Source organism: Parafrankia sp. BMG5.11, assembly GCF_004337455.1.
On sequence record NZ_SJXI01000146.1, the window covers coordinates 1 to 15,578 of the forward strand.

Annotated in this window: 13 protein-coding genes and 3 pseudogenes; 9 read left to right on the forward strand and 7 right to left on the reverse strand. The window is 68.1% G+C overall.

What is annotated here, in order from left to right; translation table 11 throughout:
- Positions 1-88: 88 nt before the first annotated feature.
- A pseudogene (locus E0504_RS47745) lies at positions 89-651 on the forward strand (integrase); the annotation flags it as partial.
- A 197-nt stretch (positions 652-848) separates the two neighbouring features.
- Here the strand turns inward: E0504_RS47745 and E0504_RS47750 are convergent.
- Positions 849-1,313 (reverse strand): annotated as a pseudogene (locus E0504_RS47750) (helix-turn-helix domain-containing protein); the annotation flags it as partial.
- A gap of 4 nt (positions 1,314-1,317) precedes the next feature.
- Between E0504_RS47750 and E0504_RS47755 the strand changes: the two are divergent.
- Positions 1,318-1,590, forward strand: a pseudogene (locus E0504_RS47755) (transposase); the annotation flags it as partial.
- A gap of 156 nt (positions 1,591-1,746) precedes the next feature.
- Here E0504_RS47755 and E0504_RS47760 read toward each other — a convergent pair.
- Positions 1,747-2,313 carry a YceI family protein gene (locus E0504_RS47760; RefSeq protein WP_071061398.1) on the reverse strand — a complete coding sequence of 189 codons (567 nt, stop codon included), beginning with the start codon at positions 2,311-2,313 and terminating at the stop codon, positions 1,747-1,749.
- A 131-nt stretch (positions 2,314-2,444) separates the two neighbouring features.
- Here E0504_RS47760 and E0504_RS47765 point away from each other — a divergent pair, with 131 nt between their 5' ends.
- The 3 genes from E0504_RS47765 (at position 2,445) to E0504_RS47775 (ending at position 5,612) form a co-directional block, all read left to right on the forward strand.
- Positions 2,445-2,846 carry a helix-turn-helix domain-containing protein gene (locus tag E0504_RS47765; RefSeq protein WP_112109131.1) on the forward strand — a complete coding sequence of 134 codons (402 nt, stop codon included), beginning with the start codon at positions 2,445-2,447 and terminating at the stop codon, positions 2,844-2,846.
- Between the two features lie 123 nt (positions 2,847-2,969).
- Positions 2,970-4,037, forward strand: a complete 1,068-nt coding sequence (locus E0504_RS47770; protein WP_131627839.1) for an integrase core domain-containing protein — start codon at positions 2,970-2,972, stop codon at positions 4,035-4,037.
- Positions 4,038-4,706: 669 nt separating this feature from the next.
- Positions 4,707-5,612, forward strand: coding sequence for an NYN domain-containing protein (locus E0504_RS47775; protein WP_243657974.1), 906 nt, complete (start codon positions 4,707-4,709; stop codon positions 5,610-5,612).
- Positions 5,613-6,529: 917 nt separating this feature from the next.
- Here E0504_RS47775 and E0504_RS47780 read toward each other — a convergent pair.
- The 5 genes from E0504_RS47780 to E0504_RS51740 form a co-directional block, all read right to left on the reverse strand.
- Entirely contained in the window at positions 6,530-7,810 is a 1,281-nt protein-coding gene (locus E0504_RS47780) for a hypothetical protein (protein WP_131627840.1), read from the reverse strand.
- Between the two features lie 77 nt (positions 7,811-7,887).
- Complete coding sequence (bioD, locus tag E0504_RS47785; protein WP_131627842.1) at positions 7,888-8,619, reverse strand: dethiobiotin synthase; 732 nt, start codon at positions 8,617-8,619, stop codon at positions 7,888-7,890.
- A 67-nt stretch (positions 8,620-8,686) separates the two neighbouring features.
- Positions 8,687-9,979, reverse strand: coding sequence for an adenosylmethionine--8-amino-7-oxononanoate transaminase (locus E0504_RS47790; protein WP_373694018.1), 1,293 nt, complete (start codon positions 9,977-9,979; stop codon positions 8,687-8,689).
- Between the two features lie 178 nt (positions 9,980-10,157).
- The gene (gene bioB / locus E0504_RS47795; protein WP_131627846.1) at positions 10,158-11,225 is read right to left on the reverse strand and encodes a biotin synthase BioB; all 1,068 of its coding nucleotides are present in this window, start codon (positions 11,223-11,225) and stop codon (positions 10,158-10,160) included.
- A gap of 125 nt (positions 11,226-11,350) precedes the next feature.
- Entirely contained in the window at positions 11,351-11,995 is a 645-nt protein-coding gene (locus E0504_RS51740; protein WP_131627848.1) for a beta-ketoacyl synthase, read from the reverse strand.
- A gap of 35 nt (positions 11,996-12,030) precedes the next feature.
- Here E0504_RS51740 and E0504_RS47805 point away from each other — a divergent pair, with 35 nt between their 5' ends.
- The 4 genes from E0504_RS47805 (at position 12,031) to E0504_RS47820 (ending at position 15,119) form a co-directional block, all read left to right on the forward strand.
- Positions 12,031-12,756: a site-specific integrase gene (locus E0504_RS47805; protein WP_243657977.1), complete on the forward strand. Its 726-nt coding sequence runs from the start codon at positions 12,031-12,033 to the stop codon at positions 12,754-12,756.
- Between the two features lie 370 nt (positions 12,757-13,126).
- Complete coding sequence (locus E0504_RS47810) at positions 13,127-13,330, forward strand: hypothetical protein (protein ID WP_131627850.1); 204 nt, start codon at positions 13,127-13,129, stop codon at positions 13,328-13,330.
- Between the two features lie 78 nt (positions 13,331-13,408).
- On the forward strand, positions 13,409-13,975 hold the full coding sequence (locus E0504_RS47815; RefSeq protein WP_131627852.1) for a dihydrofolate reductase family protein: 567 nt from the start codon (positions 13,409-13,411) through the stop codon (positions 13,973-13,975).
- A 559-nt stretch (positions 13,976-14,534) separates the two neighbouring features.
- Positions 14,535-15,119 carry a hypothetical protein gene (locus E0504_RS47820; RefSeq protein WP_131627854.1) on the forward strand — a complete coding sequence of 195 codons (585 nt, stop codon included), beginning with the start codon at positions 14,535-14,537 and terminating at the stop codon, positions 15,117-15,119.
- Positions 15,120-15,578: the final 459 nt, after the last annotated feature.

The following is a 15,578-nucleotide window of genomic DNA, read 5'->3' on the forward strand; positions in this document are numbered from 1 at the left end:
CTGCACTTCATCCCTGAGGCGGACGACCCGTACGGCCTGGTCCGGCTGTGGGGCTCCAGAACCCCGATTTGGGCGGTGACCTGCACGTTTGCCTGCCGGACTGGGCCTGTGTCGGGCAGGCTGGATGGTCATGGTGTGGTCGCTGCTCCACGCCCTGACACGCAACACTCTCGGACTGATGCTGCTCCGAGTCCGCGGGGACACCGCGAAGGACGTAGAGCTCCTCGTCCTGCGACATCAGGTGGCGGCGTTACGACGGCAGGTGAACCGTCCGACGCTGAAACCGGCGGATCGGCTGATCCTCGCAGCCCTGTCCCGGCTGCTACCCCGAGCTCGCTGGGGTTCGTTCTTCGTCACCCCAGCCACCGTGCTGCGGTGGCACCGTGACCTCCTCGCCCGAAAATGGACCCATTCGCGCAAGACCCCCGGACGGCCACCGATCCGCCGGGAGATCCGCGAGCTGGTCCTGCGCCTCGCGCAGGAGAATCCGACCGGGGGCCACCGCCGGATCCAGGGAGAGCTCGTCGGGCTGGGCTACCCGGTCGGGGGGCCACCGTCTGGCGGATCCTGCACCGCGCCGGTGTCGATCCCACGCCCCGGCGGGCCGATGCCTCCTGGCGCACGTTCCTACACGCCCAGGCCTCCGGCGTCCAGAAAGCTGGTATCTGGAGGCGTTGACGACCGTCGTGGGGCCGGTCTGGGGTCGGTCCTGGCTGGAGTCGGCGTAGACGTGACCATGGATGAAGTAGCGCGGCTGGAGCGCGGCGAGCAGCGTATGAATCTCGGCAAAGCCGCGGTGGGCAGCGTCGACGCCGTCACCGACGCCCGCGGCCGGTGAGTGAGTGAGCAGGAGCCGGTGGCAGCCCGAGGGTCTTCAGGACCCGGCGGATCGTGGATGCGCTCACCCGGTAACCGAGCTTGAGGAGCTCGCCCTGGATCCGCTGGTAGCCCCACGTCGGGTTCTCGGTCGCGAGCCGCTTGATCAGCGTGGCGATCTCCAAGCTGATCGGTGGCCGTCCCGTCCGCTGCGGGTGGGTCCACTTCCGTGTGACCAGGCGGCGGTGCCACCGGAGGATGGTGCCGGGGGTGACCAGCCGGTGCAGCCGCAGCCTCCTCGGTAGGAGTCGGATCAGTGCGGTGAGGACCGCCCGGTCCGGCCAGTCCCATCGGGGCTTGGGCTGGGTGCGGCGCAGCACCGCGACCTCGTGTCGCAACACGAGCAGCTCGATGTCCTTCGACGCCGACGAACGGCCGAGGAGAACCAGCCAGCCACACACCCGAACGAGGATCAGATACAGCAGGCGCACGGACACAACTGACCATCACGAGCTGATCGGCGGCCACCTGGACGAGGACGCCGGCCCGGACCAGGTGGTGGTCGGGATCGAGACCGACCGGGGCCCGTGGGTCTCCGCGCTGGTCGCGGCCGGCTATCAGGTGATCGCGGTCAACCCGTTGCAGGCGGCCCGTTACCGGGAGCGGTACTCGACGTCCGGGGCGAAGAGCGACGCCGGTGACGCGCACGCGCTGGCGGACATGGTCCGCACCGACCGCCAAAGCACCGACCCCGGAGCTGGCGCGGCGGCTGACCGTCGCACAGCTCTCCGCCGCTCTCAAGCGGGCCCGCCGCCGTGACATCGCCGAGAAGTCACGGACCAGGCCGGTCAGCTCCCGGTCCGCCCGGCGAGTATAGGAGACGCACGCTCGACGTCTGACTCCACCAGCCCAGTCCCGGCAGGGGCGAGCTCACGCGGTCGAAGCCTCCAGGACCGCCTCGATCTCGAGCGAAATCGAGATCTTGTCGCCGATGACGACGCCGCCGCCGTCGATCGGCATGTTGAACTCGATCCCGAAGTCCTTGCGGCTGATCTCGGCCGTCGCGGAGAAGCCGGCGCGAGTGCCACCGAACGCGTCCGGCCCGGCACCGTTGAACTCGAGTGCCAGCGGGACAGGCTTCGTGATCCCCTTGAGCGAGAGTTCACCGTCGACGACGAAGCCGTCGCCGGCCAGCCGGATGCCCGTCGAGGCGTAGGTCATGGTCGGGTGCTTGTCGACCTCGAAGAAGTCCGCCGAGCGGACGTGCTCGTCGCGCTGGGCATTGTTCGTGTCGATCGACGTCAGATCGATCTCGGCCCTGACCTCGGAGGCGAGCGGGTCCTCGCCAGTGACGACGGTCCCGGTGAACGCGCCGAAGCGACCCCTGACCTTGCTGATCATCATGTGGCGGACGGTGAAGGAGACGTCGGAGTGCACCGGGTCGATGGCCCACGTGCCGGCGATGTAGCCGGGGATCTGGACGGCGGGTGCAGTCATGGGAGAGGCTCCTCGTAGCTTGGTTACCGATAGTGTGGTCAGTACCTGGCCGGAACTGAGACCATCCTCGGGACCCGACAGCGGCGTGCCAAGACGGCACTTTGAGATGCGTCAGTTACCTGGAGGGAACCGTGGAAGCCGAAGGCTCGCTCCAGCAGGCCGTCTTGCCGGCGCCGATTGGCTGCCGGGTGCGTGAAGTACTCGACCGGGTCGGCGACAAGTGGTCGGTGTACGTCATCTGCCAGCTCGGCGAGAGCCCACGGCGGTTCACCCAGCTCCGCAAGGAGGTCGACGGCATCAGCCAGCGGATGCTGACAGTGACCCTGCGCGGCCTCGAACGAGACGGGTTGATCCACCGGCAGGTGTTCCCCGTGGTCCCGCCCCGGGTGGAGTACTCGCTGACCCCGCTCGGCCGAACGCTGCTGTGCACGGTCGCACCCGTCCTGGATTGGGCGGCCAAGCACCTCCAGGACATCGACGCCGCACGAACGGACTACGACCGCGGGCAGCTCAACGCCCACCTCGACGCCTAACCCGTCCCGTCCCGGGTCCGTCCCCGCGATGAAGATGAAGAGGACCTGCGGGGTGCCAGAAGTCGGCCTGGGCCCGTGAGCTGGGCTGATGCGACGGTGCGGCAGCCGGCATGATGGTCAACTATGTCCATCCGCCTGCTGTACCTGATCCTCGTGCGGGTGTGTGGCTGGCTGGTTCTCCTCGGCCGTTCGTCGGCGTCGAAGGACATCGAGCTGCTCGTGTTGCGACACGAGGTCGCGGTGCTGCGCCGCACCCAGCCCAAGCCCCGATGGGACTGGCCGGACCGGGCGGTCCTCACCGCACTGATCCGACTCCTGCCCAGGGCACTGCGAACGCACCGGCTGGTCACTCCCGGCACCGTCCTGCGGTGGCACCGCCGCCTGGTCACACGGAAGTGGACCCACCCGCAGCGGACGGGACGGCCACCGATCAGCCAGGAGATCGCCACGCTGATCAAGGGGCTCGCGACCGAGAACCCGACGTGGGGCTACCAGCGGATCCAGGGCGAGCTCCTCAAGCTCGGTTACCGGGTGAGCGCATCCACGATCCGCCGGGTCCTGAAGACCCTCAGGTTGCCACCGGCTCCGAAACGGCAGACCGACACCACATGGCGACAGTTCCTGCGCACGCAGGCAGCGACCATGCTGGCCGTGGACTTCTTCCACGTGGACTGCGCGGTGACGCTGCGGCGTCTGTACTGCTTCTTTGCCATCGAGGTCGGCTCCCGCACCGTCCATATCCTCGAGGTCACCGCCCACCCGGACGGGCCCTGGACCACCCAGCAGATCCGCAACCTTGTGATGGACCTCGGTGAGCGGGCGGTCGACTTCCAGTTCCTGATCCGCGACCGGGCCGGGCAGTTCACCGCGTCGTTCGACGCGGTCCTCGCCGACACCGGCATCACCACGGTCAGGATCCCACCCCGGACTCCGCGGGCGAACGCCTACGCGGAACGGTTCGTCCGCACCGTCCGGACGGAAGCCACCGACCGGATGCTGATCTTCGGTGAACGGCACCTGCGCACCGTCCTGGCCGAGTACGCACGGCACTACAACGGACGACGCCCGCACCGCGCGCTCCGCCTTCAACCACCCCGGCCCGACCATCCAATCACCGACGTCACGACGGCACGGATCAAGCGCCGGCCTGCCCTCGGTGGCCTGATCAACGAATACGAACGAGCCGCCTAAAAGACCAGGTCAACGCCGGTGGCCGAGTTCTGGCACCCCACAGGGCCTCTGGAGCCGGCGAGGGGACTCGAACCCCTAACCGCTCGATTACAAGACGAAACACCGCGTATCTGAACATACCGGAACGTGCCGCGTCGTGCCGCAAAATCCGAGGTCAGGGCGTTTTCGGTGCCGTAACGTGCCGGCCGATGTCGCGACGTGCCGGAGCATCCGCGCACACAATGCGCACACACGCGGCCAGCGCATTGTCGACATAAAAGTCATAATCACCGCTACCGGACACGCAAAGCGCGCCGGTCACGATCTGTGGTCGATGGCGAACTAGGGAGAGACGGTCTGGCCTGTTCGGGGACAGAGGCACCGGGCCACCGGCGATCGCGTGAGGGCCGGGCGGTATCGACGATTACTGGTCGATCTCGTCACCGGTGCTGTCGGCAAAGGCATCCAACTCATCGGGCCCGTAGACCACGATGGGACCGTGGTGCCACGCCCGTGTCACGCTCAGGTGTGGCACCCGCTGGGTGCAGGCCGGGTGGCGCGAGGCGCTGCGGCACTGCAAACGGCCTGGGGGCCGCTGGTGCTGCGGACCTACAGGCCGCGTGTCATCCTGTGAGCGCCAGGCGTGTTTTGTAGCCGTGAGCGCCGGGTGCCCGAGAGGGAGGAACCAGCGTGGTGGACAGCCCCGGGCCGGCCCGGCTTGCGGTGCTCATCGACGCGGAGAACGCACCGTTGTGGGCCATCGAACCGCTGCTCACCGAAATCGCCCGATACGGAAACGTGCAGGTGAAGCGCGCCTACGGCGACTGGTCGGCCGGCGCGCCGAGGAGCTGGAAGAAGACCCTGCTGGAACTGTCCATCCGTCCTGTGCAGGTGTTCGCCGCGGTCAAGGGGAAGAACGCCGCAGACCTGGCATTGGCGATCGATGCGATGGATCTGCTGCACTCCGGATCCGTCGACGGAATCTGCCTGGTCTCCTCCGACAGCGACTTCACCCGCCTGGCCGAACGGATCCGCGAGGCCGGCCTGACCGTCTACGGGTTCGGGGAGGAGAAGAAGACGGACCCGGGCCTGCCAGCCGCCTGCGACACCTTCACCTTCGTCGAGATCCTCGCAGCGGCAGTGCCGCCAGCGCCTGCTCTGACGCCAGACCAGGCGCTCGGCCCTACCCAGGCCGCCCCTCCGACGCAGCGGTCACCTGGGACGCCTAGCAATTCTGAGAGGTTCGCGGCGGCCCCAGCTGCCAACACGCCGCAGACCGCTGTCGCTGACCCGCCGAAGAACAAGAAGAAGGTGAAGTCCACCCCGGGGGTGCCTCCCACCCGGGCAACGTCCGCCGAACTGCGCGCGAATGCCGTGCTGGTCAGCCGGCTACGCGAGGCGGTGACGACGAACCCCAGCCCTGACGGGTGGACGCATCTGTCGGCCGTCGGGTCAGCCATCCGGAAGCACCCCGCGATCGTCCTGAAGACCTACGGCTACTCCCGCCTCATGGACCTGATGGTCGCGACCGACCTGTTCGAGCTTCAGCAGAACGGCCATGGTAGGTCTGGCCCCGTCCACGCGCGCGTCAAGTAGTCACACAAGGTCGCGTGACGGCGGCCCGCCAACTGTGCTCACGGCCGCGCTCAAGGGCCGGATCAGCTACGCACCCAGCGCGCCCCGCCTACCTCCTGATGGTCGCCTGGTGAACCACGCCGTGCCCGTAGCCGCAGGCCGCGAGTCTCGTACAGGCATGGAGAGGACGTCGGACCTCGAAGCGCGAATTTACATGGTTCTACCGTGATCTCCGCGCAAGATCCCGCATATGCGGCAGCGACACGACGTCGGGCATCTCAGGCCAGTGGTACCGGGGAAGGACTCTCGCGTGCACAGGGACGACGCCGGTGACCGGGTTCCAGATGACGTCGGTCCAGGAGCCTCCGCGCGCGGGGACGACTCCACTCGGAGTCGACGTTGTGGAGTTCACCCACCTGCACGGGGACGAACCTCTGCGGTGATCAAAAAAAGGGGGTGTCCACCCCGAAAGACCCCCCGCCTGCGCCGGGACGACAGCGGACTGGCCGCGGGCTGCTGACCGTTGGAGGGCGCCCTCGCATGCGCGGGGGTCTTCCTGCCACCAGATTCGCCCTGCGCCCCCGCCCCCGCCAGAGGCCGAGTCGTGTAGCCGTTCGACTACGGACGGCACTTCCACCTCGACGGCCGCTCTCACTTACGAATGGTCTCGGCAAGCCTTAAAGGCGACGTCTCATCACTGCAGACCAGGCCGCCGCGGCCGTGGCCGTCCTCTCGAACCAGAACGTGGTATAGACGCGCAAGCGAACGGCCCGCTAACAACGTCCTCGTAGATTGGACCCAGACCCAGCCTGGCCTTGCCCGTCCACCGCAGAAGCGGACGGCCTGCCAGTCCCGACTGCCCGCGATCGTCGCCCAGCGCGGGGTGTCGGCGATCCGCACTATGCCTAGGTCTAGATCTCCGGCTGTCGGATCGCTACCTACGCCCTCCGCAAGGACCTCGGGCCTGCGACCGCCTGAGCGCCCACCCAGCCGGGTGGGGACCCGCCCCAGTAGGTGTCGGGGAGCAGATCGAAGAAGGCGGCCCGGCCGGTTTGTGTTCCGGTCCGCGGCAGCACCTGCCCGGTGTCTGGATCGAGTACATGAAGAACGACCCATGGCTGGATGTGGTACCGCCCCGCGGGACAGAGGCGATGAAACGCCATCACCTCCGACATGGCGTACATGTGCTGCAGCTCGGGCACACCGAAGAATCGGCACACGGCGTCTTCCCAGCCCTCGGGTATCGCCGCGCCCTTCTGCCCGCCGCCGGGCCAGATGGATGACGTCGGCGCGAAGCAGCCCTCCAGGCCGCGGTCCAACCCCGCAGTGGCGATCTCGTGGTAGACCGACCACAGCCCGATCGAGTAGACGCGACTGCCGGCCAGGTGGTCGACGCAGCGTTCGAAGAACCGTGGGAGCGACTCGGCGAGCGCCCGCCTGGAGGCATCGAACTCCGCCGACCGCCGCTGCAGCGAAGGCCCCAGATCGAGCGCCTCACCGCGTGCCCGGGCCACCGTCATCCGGCTGGAGAAATAGGCGACGTCCGCGCTGATGTGCCCGTCACTCGCGGAGTGGAAGCGGTCCTCGGATCCAGCCAGGTGCCGCACGAGGAAGTCCGTGCAGCGGACCATTCCGCTGCGTCCCGACCGGAAGGTCGGCCACACCACGTCGCAGTAGTCCCCGTCGACGGCGGGAGTGCCGCCCGACCCGCCCAGCACGTCGTGGCGAAGCCCCTGGAAGAGCACGTCAAAGTCGCGCACGGTATGCGGCAGGAACGACATCGTTCCGGTCGTGCCCGAGGTGTGGACCACCCGCAGCGGGGTGGTCTCGTCCAGCACCCCCAGCCAGCCGTCTATCGAGTCGACCGCGGTGACGTCCACACCGCTGAGGTCGACGGCGGTCAGCCGGTCCAGCCACCGGGTCAGCTGGTCGAAACGCCCCTTGATCAGCAGCGACGACGGGTACGACTTGTACATGGTGTGCCGGAACAGCAGCGGCACCACGTCGTCGAGACCGGTGAGGTCGCCGGCGCCCTGCTCTCCGGCCATCATGGCCAGGACGGGAATCCGCTCGCGCAGCGAGGCGAAACGGTGCCGCAGGCCGGCGAGCTGCAGGCTTTCCAGTTCCGGGCGGTCGAGAGTGTGCATGCGCAGTGGCGAGCGGCCGAAGTAGTCGACCGGGTTACGCAGAAAGGTCTCGGTCTCGATGTCCGAAGTCACGGTGGTGCTCCCCACTGCTTTCTCGGTCCGGCTTGCCGGGAGCGACCGACCTGATCGCCCCGGTCCGGGAACTGGTCTCAGGCTGCGGCCGGCGCGGCGTGACGCACCACGAACTCGGCGACGTCCCAGGTTCCGCCCAGCGCGGGGGCCAGCGAGGCTCGCGCTGTCCGGCGGAACCGCTGCGGGTCGAGGGCGCCCGAGCCGGCCGGGACGGCACCGACCAGCTCGGTCTCGGCGACGTCCCGGAGGTCGTTGATGTTGCAGCGCATCGCCAGATCCGGATCCGCGGGCCACGAACCGATGACCAGGCCGACGCAGGACAGGCCGCGACGGCGGATGGCTTCGGTGGTCAGGGCGGTGGCGTTCAGGGTGCCGAGGCCGGCCGCGGCCACCACGAGGATGGGCGCGTTCAGCGCCGCCGCGACGTCGAGCAGCGTCCCGCCGGCGTCGTCGAAGCGGGCCAGCACGCCGCCCGCGCCCTCGACCAGGACCCGGCTGTGCCCGTCCGCCAGTCGGCGCGCCTCCTCGACGGCGGCGGACGGAGGCGTCGCGGGCATCACGGCACGGCGGGCGGCGGTGTTGGGCGCAAGAGGCTCGGGATAGGAGCCCAGCACCACGCAGTCGGCAGCCGGACCCACCAGCCGGGAGACGACCTCGATGTCGGTCTCGGTCGCCGTGCGCGTGCCGGTCTGGACCGGCTTGAGGACGGCGACGGACTCACCGGCGGCGAGGGCGAGGGCGGCGACGGCGGCGGTGACCACCGTCTTGCCGACATCGGTGCCGGTGCCGGTAACAATCAGTAGGGACATGTGGCGTGCTTCCTTCTGCATAGTCCTGGCCGGGTGGACCTGGTCTCCGCGTCGCGACATCCGCAGTTCAGCCGACGAGTGCGGCGGCGTGCAGCGCACGCGTGATCGCGTCGATCTCCGCATCGGTCGAGATGAACGGCGGCATGGTGTAGATGAGATCCCGGAACGGCCGCAGCCAGACGCCGTTGCGCAGCGCCGCTCTCGTCGCCGCCGGCACATCCACCGGATGATCAAGCTGGACGACCCCGATCGCGCCCAGAACGCGCACGTCGGCGACTCCGGGAAGGGTGGCCACGGGCGACAGCCCGGTCACCAGCCGGGCCTCGACGCGCGCCACCGACGGCGCCCACTCCCCGCCCGCGAGGAGGTCCAGCGACGCGTTGGCCACCGCGCAGGCGAGCGGGTTACCCATGAAGGTCGGGCCGTGAGCCAGGACCGCCATGTCACCCCGTGAGATCCCGCGGGCGATGACCTCGGTGCACAGCGTGGCGGCCAGCGAGAGATAGCCGCCGGTCAGAGCCTTCCCGACGCACATGATGTCGGGGCTGACGCCGGCATGCTCAGCCGCGAACAGCCTCCCGGTACGCCCGAATCCGGTGGCAATCTCGTCGAAGATCAATAGCACGTCGTGGTCCTGCGCCAGATCCCGCAGCGCCCGAACGTAGCCGGGATTGTGGAAAATCATCCCGCCGGCGCCCTGAACGACCGGTTCCACGATGATCGCCGCGATGTGGTCGGCGTGCCGGGCCAAAAGGTCCGCGAAGTCTGCTAGATACCGCGGGTCGGCCGGGGCATCGAAGCCTGCGGGGGGCTGGTCCGCAAAAATCTGGGTCGGCAGCACTCCCGTCCAAAGCTGGTGCATACCCCCGGCCGGGTCACACACAGACATCGGATGAAAGGTGTCACCGTGATAACCCCCGCGCCAGGTCATCAGCCTGACCTTCTCCGGACGCCCCATCGATCGCCAGTACTGGATGGCCATCTTGGCGGCGACCTCGACGGACACGGAGCCGGAGTCCGCGAGGAACACGTGACGCAGCGGCTCGGGTGTCATCTCCACCAGCCGGGAGGCCAGCCTGATCGCCGGCTCGTGGGTCAGGCCGCCGAACATGACATGGCTCATCTTCGCCGCCTGAGCCTGCAGCGCGGAGTCCAGCTCGGGGTGGGCGTAGCCGTGGATGGCCGCCCACCAGGAGGACATCCCGTCAATCACCTCGGACGCACCCTCGACCGGCCGCGCCAGGCGTAGGCGCGTCCCGGACGCGGATTCGACGAGAAGGTTCTCCTGCGCCGAAGGCATCGGCCCGTACGGATGCCAGACGTGCGCCCGGTCGAGGGCGAGCAGGCGATCCGCTGACAGGTGCACCCGGCTGCCCAGGTTCACCCGGCCGGGTGCATCGGTTGGGCTGCTCGGTGACACGTCGTCCTCCAGATCAGGACACGCGGCGCGGGAGTAGTGACTTGTCGGCGACGCATGCCGGTGTGGTGCTGGGTCGTGGCCGGCCACCTGGGGCATGGGTGGCTGGAACGCTGAACGGTCAGGCGTTGGCGGGTAGTTGGGTCCCGGCACCGCGACGCCGCAGCGCCACATCCCCGGAACCGTGCTCCTGCGCCGGCTGCTCCAGGCCCTCGATCTCGAATCCGGCGTCGGTGATCATCGCGAGATCCTTGTGGCCTTCCTGACCCTCGCTGGTGAGGTAGTCGCCCAGGAAGATCGAGTTGACGATGTAGAGGGCGAGTGGCTGCAGGGTGCGCAGGTGAATCTCCCGTCCGCCGGAGAGCCTGACCTCGGCATCCGGGCACACGAACCGCACCATGGCCAGAATCCGGAGGCACCGCTGCGGGGTCAGATTCCATTCCTGGGAAAGCGGCGTCCCGTCGAACGGAATGAGGAAGTTGACCGGGACGGAGTCGGGCTTCAGCTCACGCAGGGCGAATGCGACGTCGACGAGATCATCGTCGCTCTCGCCCATACCGGCGATGATTCCCGAACACGGGGAGAGCCCGGCATCCTTCGCCCGGTGCACCGTGTCGACTCGATCGTCGTAGGTGTGGGTGCTACAGATGTCGCTGTATCGCTCCCCCGCGGTGTTCAGGTTATGGTTGTAGGCGTCGGCGCCGGCCGCGCGCAGCCGTTCGGCCTGCCCGTCGGAGAGCAGGCCCAGACAGGCACACACCTCGACGTCGGGGTGCTCGGTCTTGATGGCCCCGATGGTCTCGGCGACCCGCTCGACGTCACGGTCGGTGGGACCGCGACCGCTGCCGACGAGGCAGACTCGCCGCGCCCCACCAGAGATACCGGTCGTCGCCGAGGCCACGGCTTCGTCGGGCCGGAGCCAGCCGTACTTCAGGATCTCCGCGCCGGACCCGAGACGCTGCGAGCAGTAGCCGCAGTCCTCCGGGCACCGGCCACTCTTGAGGTTGACCAGGAAGTTCAGCTTCACCCGCCGGCCGAAGTAGTGCCGGCGGACACGGTAGGCGGCGCCCACGACATCCATCACGCTGTCGTCGTCGCTGGCGAGAACGGCCAGCGCTTCCTCACGAGTGATGGTCTCGGCCGCAAGACATTTCGCGACTATCCCCGAGAGGATCTCCGGCAGGGTCATATTTGCCTCGATTCGTTCTGGACGGGTCACTGAACCCGAGAGGTCCGCAGGAGACACCGTACGCAGCCCTACGTCCTCCGTTCCCTCGAGTCCGCGTTGAGCGTGTCCCAGGCCACATTGACGCGTCAGGCGGATCCGAAGGAAACATCCTGCGGCGTGCCGAGCACAAGGCAGCCGTTGTGGCCACCGAAACCGAACGAGTTGGAGATCGTCACGCCGGGTTCCCAGTCGTCTCCCGGTGAAGTCACCACCGCCAGCCCGGCAGCCGGGTCGACCTCACCCAACCCGATCGTCGGCGGAATGATGCCATGCCGCATGGACAGCAACGAGGCAACCACCTCGAAGGCCCCGGATGCCCCAAACGCATGGCCCGTCGCGCCCTTGATCGAGGTGACTGCCGGCACGTTCTGGCCGAAAACCTGGCGCAGTGCGCTGGCCTCCGCCAGATCGTTCAGTTTCGTTCCCGTTCCGTGCGCGTTTATCTGGAGAACGTCGGCGGGTGATACAGCTGCGTCTTTCAGCGCCAACTCCACGCAACGTGCGGCCTGTGTACCGTCGGCAAGTGGGACCGTGAGGTCGTGGCCGTCTGAGGTGCTGGCCGAGCCGAGCACTCTTCCGTAGACGGGGGCACCGCGAGCTACCGCGTGTTCCCAGGACTCGAGTACGACGACGGCAGATCCCTCGGAGATCACGAAACCGTCCCGCTCGCTGTCGAAAGGGCGCAGGCAGCCAGTTCGGGAGAGAGCCCGCATGTTGGCGAATCCAGCCATCACCGTAGGTGTGGAAAACGCCCCAAAGCACTGCTGTGGACAGCCGAAGTGTAGCCCGCTGGCAGGCAACCGGTGAGATCCCCTCGGCGGTCATGGTCTGGACACCCGCCCAGACCGGACAGTTTCTCGACCACGCCGAAGGCGACCGCCACTACGCCCAGTTCCACCTCATCGCCCACCGAGGACTCCGCCGCGGTGAATCCTGCGCCGTTCACTGGGCCGACCTCGACCTCGACAACGCCGTCCTCACCGTCCGCTGGCAAATCACCCAGTACGGCAGCGCAACCCTCATGCACACCCCCAAAAGCGACGCCGGGGACCGCCACGTCACCCTCGACGCCGGCACCGTCAGCGTTCTTCGTGACCGGCGCCGCCAGCAACTCAGCCACCGCCTCACCCACGGCGCCGCCTGGACCGACACCGGACTTGTCTTCACCGAACCCGACGGCACCGCCCTCACCCCCGAAGACGTCACCAGCCGCTTCCGGGAACTCCACGAAGCCGCCGGCCTTCCCCCCGTCCGCCTCCACGATCTCCGCCACGGCGCCGCCACCCTCGCTCTCGCCGCCGGAGCCGACCTCAAAGCCGTCCAAGACCTCCTCGGCCACTCCTCCATCGCCATCACCGCCGACACCTACACCCACGTCCTGCCCGAACTCGCCCACGAAATCGCCGAGAACGTAGCCCAACTCATCCCCCGGAAGAACACAAAGACCAGCAGCGCACACCCCACCTCATCGCCTCATCGGACCACCGGTTAGACCAACCGAACAGCACAGGGCCGGGGCAGCCGAACATCGGCCGCCCCGGCCCTCACCCATCCCCGACCGCCCCGGCTATTACACACACCGCCGCGGCATCCACCCCCGGCCCGCCCGCACCCGCACCCCCAGCGCAGAACTCGCCGGCGCCATCAACAAGCGCCGCCCCCGTGACACCCCCAGCCGCCCCTATCCACGCGGCGGGGGCTATCCGTGGTCGGCGACAACGCGCACGACGTGTGGTGCGGCGGCTCGCCTGGGACCAGTCCCCGATCTCAGGGTGGTTGGTGCTCACAGCCTGCCGGTGAACCGGACCTAAGCAGTGACCGCGGCCGTCGACCGGACGGCGTCACTACGAAGGGACTTGACTATGGACGACCCCGCCCCCGATTCCAGGAGCTCCGCCGTGCCTTCGCGGTACGGGCACCTGTGGGACGCCGCCGGGATGCTTGCATTGGTTAATGGGGTCTTCGCCGGTGTCGGTGGCGTCTACCTGACCACACGGTCGGTGACCGTCACCTCCGTCGCAGCGGCGGCTGCGGTGGTGTGCCCTGACCACGAGGACTACCTGTGAGCCCAGATCGCGCACCGATGAGTTTCCCGCACGGCGCCGGTCTATACGCCGGAGTCCGACTCACGGAAGGCTGGCGCCATGCGGAAACTGATCTACGGCATGAACCTGACCCTGGACGGCTACATCGCCGCGGCCGGCGACGACATCGGCTGGAGCGGGCCGCCGAGCGACGAGCTGTTCCAGTGGTGGCTCGACCACGAGCAGGCGAGTGTCCTGTCGCTGTACGGGCGCAAGCTATGGGAGACGATGAGCTCCTACTGGCCGACCGGCGACCAGCAGCCCAACGCCACCCCGGCGGAGATCGAGTTCGCGCGGAACTGGCGGGACACGCCGAAGGTGGTGTTCTCCTCGACGATCGACAAGGTCGACTGGAACACCCGCCTGGTCACCGGCGACGCGATCGCCGAGATCACCCGGCTCAAGGCCGAGGACGGCGGCCCAATAAACATCGGCGGCGCAACGCTTGCCGGGGCGGCCATGCGCGCCGGGCTGATCGACGAGTACGCGATCGCCGCCCATCCGGTCCTGGTGGGCGGCGGCACGCCGTTCTTCACCGCGCTGGACAGCTGGGTGAACCTGAACCTGGTGGAGACGCGGACGTTTCCCGGCGGCGTGGTGCTGACCAGGTACGAGACGAGGCGCTGAGCGCTCGTCCGCCTTCGCCATTGGTAGCGAGTCGTCCCAGACTCGCTACCGATTACTCACCGGGCCCGCTCGGCGGCATCCCCGCCGTCCTCGCCCAGGTCGACATCACCACTGGCGAAAGGACGGTGCGCTGGAGCAACGCTGGACACCCCCCACTACGTTAGCCGACGCCGGAACGCCATATCGCCTTCCACCGCTGCGGCCGGCCCGCCTGCCCGGCTCGACCGGACGCGACAAGGTTGCTGGATTCCGTGCTAGCACTGATGCGCCCCGGACGGGCGATCTCTAGCCTCGTGACTGACGGCGCCGGGGGTTGGGCGATACCCAGGACACTCGGCGCGGGGGAGGAGCGGACACGGTGTCCGACCCGCAGGCGGATGTGGCGCAGGCTCAACAACGCGTCGATGGGCCCGGGCCGCCGATTGATCGGCGCGGCTCATCCACGTCGAAAGGTGGGCCGAGGGCGCGGACGCCGTATCCCCCCGGACCGCGTCGAAGGACGTCGCCTGGAATGCGTCGTGGATCGAGATTTTCGACTAGAAACGGGGGGCGGGGTTCGATGCCGGCAGAAGAATCCGCGACCGGGATGCCACGGCGGGCCTTCCTGGCCGCGGGTCTGGGCATAGCGACGGTCGGCGCGACGGTGGCACTGGCGAAACCGGCCGCCGCGGCTGGGGACGGGATCCACTACTGGCGCTTCTGTAACAAATGCTTCGGGCTGCTCCGAGAGCTCCGGGCGGACAACAATCATTGCCCGCAGGGTGGTTCTCATGTTATCCAGGGCTGGACGTTCGCTGTGGCGTATTCGAACGGAAACTTTCTCCACGCCGGCGAGACGCCGTCCCTACAAAGCGCCTGGATGGAGTGCTACTACTGTGCGCTCATCTACTACGGCGACGCCAACGGAGTATGCGTCGCCCGAGGCGGGGCGGGTCATTTCGGAACCTCCCAGCAGAATCTCCTCCCCCACGACCTGAATCCGATACCGGGCGGCTACCAGTCCGAGTGGCGGTTCTGTTTCAAGTGCGACACGCTGTACTTCGACGGTTACCGGCCGAACCGCGGTGCCTGCCCGGGGAACCCGGGCTGGGGACACGCCGCAGCCGGTTACATGTTCCAGCTCCAGGTGGCTGCGTACACCTGACCACGTCGAGCGTGCGCCGACGGGCTGGTCCTCGCCGTCGACCCGTCGGCCCGCCAGCTCGCGGCGAGGCCGCTGTCCACAGTGTGGATGGAGCCGGTACGGCGCTGTTGCATTGAGCTGGCCCGAGACATGGCTGGGCGGGTTGGTTGCCTGGTCAGATGGCCAAAGCGAGTTCGGTGAACGCTGACGCGAGCCGACGGTGGGGTTCGGCGTCGAGGCCGAGTTCGTAGTGGCCGCGGCGGAGATTCTGGAAGGCGTGCCCGACGCCGATCAGCTGGGCGGAGCACAGTAACCGGCACCGGCCCCTAACCTGTCACGGTTTCTGGAAGATCACCCTGGTGGGAGATTGCCCTGGCAGTCATGGTTGTCGAGGGTCACCTGAAACGCTCGCCGACGCGCCCACGGATCCGCCAGCCGTGATCACCTCGCGCTACGCTCTAGTGCGCTGGCCATGAACGT

What these genes read in the sequence shown, in the direction of transcription:
- E0504_RS47760 (WP_071061398.1), bottom strand. Translation starts at nt 2,313, where the DNA reads ATGACTGCACCCGCCGTCCAGATCCCCGGCTACATCGCCGGCACGTGG.
- E0504_RS47770 (WP_131627839.1), top strand. Translation starts at nt 2,970, where the DNA reads ATGTCCATCCGCCTGCTGTACCTGATCCTCGTGCGGGTGTGTGGCTGG.
- bioD (WP_131627842.1), bottom strand. Translation starts at nt 8,619, where the DNA reads ATGTCCCTACTGATTGTTACCGGCACCGGCACCGATGTCGGCAAGACG.
- bioB (WP_131627846.1), bottom strand. Translation starts at nt 11,225, where the DNA reads ATGACCCTGCCGGAGATCCTCTCGGGGATAGTCGCGAAATGTCTTGCG.
- E0504_RS51740 (WP_131627848.1), bottom strand. Translation starts at nt 11,995, where the DNA reads ATGGCTGGATTCGCCAACATGCGGGCTCTCTCCCGAACTGGCTGCCTG.
- E0504_RS47810 (WP_131627850.1), top strand. Translation starts at nt 13,127, where the DNA reads ATGGACGACCCCGCCCCCGATTCCAGGAGCTCCGCCGTGCCTTCGCGG.
- E0504_RS47815 (WP_131627852.1), top strand. Translation starts at nt 13,409, where the DNA reads ATGCGGAAACTGATCTACGGCATGAACCTGACCCTGGACGGCTACATC.
- E0504_RS47820 (WP_131627854.1), top strand. Translation starts at nt 14,535, where the DNA reads ATGCCGGCAGAAGAATCCGCGACCGGGATGCCACGGCGGGCCTTCCTG.